The organism is Nocardia amamiensis NBRC 102102 (assembly GCF_001612745.1).
Lineage (GTDB): Bacteria > Actinomycetota > Actinomycetes > Mycobacteriales > Mycobacteriaceae > Nocardia > Nocardia amamiensis.
On record NZ_BDBA01000084.1, the window covers coordinates 1 to 705 of the forward strand.

At 69.1% G+C, this 705-nt stretch carries 1 protein-coding gene; it reads right to left on the reverse strand.

The features are described 5' to 3' along the window. Positions 1 to 705 (reverse strand): ferredoxin--NADP reductase domain-containing protein (locus NA4_RS17400; protein ID WP_507763398.1); only part of this gene is annotated, 705 nt, incomplete at both ends.

The window sequence follows — 705 nt, forward strand, 5'->3', positions numbered from 1 at the left end:
CTTGATCCAGCCGGTCACGTAGGTGGCCGGCAGGTAGCGGTCGGCGCCGTCGGCGTTCTCGTCGGCGATCACGCGGCCGGCTTCGTTGGGCACGGTGCCGGCCTGGTCGTCGAAAGGCAGGCTGCTGATGTTCTGCGACAGGTAGCCCACGGCGCGGTACACCGCTTGCACATCCCAGTCCCGGAACACGCCGGTGCCCTTGACGTTGCCGGTGCCGTCGAGCTGGGTGCGTTCGGTGCGCAGCCCAACGACCTTGCCGTCCTCGCCGAGCACCTCGGCGGGGGACTCGAAGAAGTGCAGGAACAGCTTGTGCGGCCGGTTGCCCGCGTCCCGGATGGCCCACTGCTCGAGGGTGTTGGCGACCATGTCGACCTGCTTGGAATGCCGGCGCGCGGCTTCGGAGCCTTCGTCGTAGTCGATGTCCTCGGGATCGACGATGACCTCGATGGTCGGGGAGTGGTCGAGTTCGCGCAGTTCCAGCGGGGTGAACTTGGCCTGGGCGGGGCCGCGGCGGCCGAAGACGTGCACCTCGACGGCCTTGTTGGCCTTCAATCCCTGGTAGACGTTCGGCGGGATCTCCGTGGGCAGCAGCTCGTCGCCGGTCTTGGCCAGTACGCGGGCCACGTCCAGGGCGACGTTGCCGACGCCGAGGACGGCGACCTTCTGCGCGTCCAGCGGCCAGCTGCGCGGCACGTCGGGGTGACC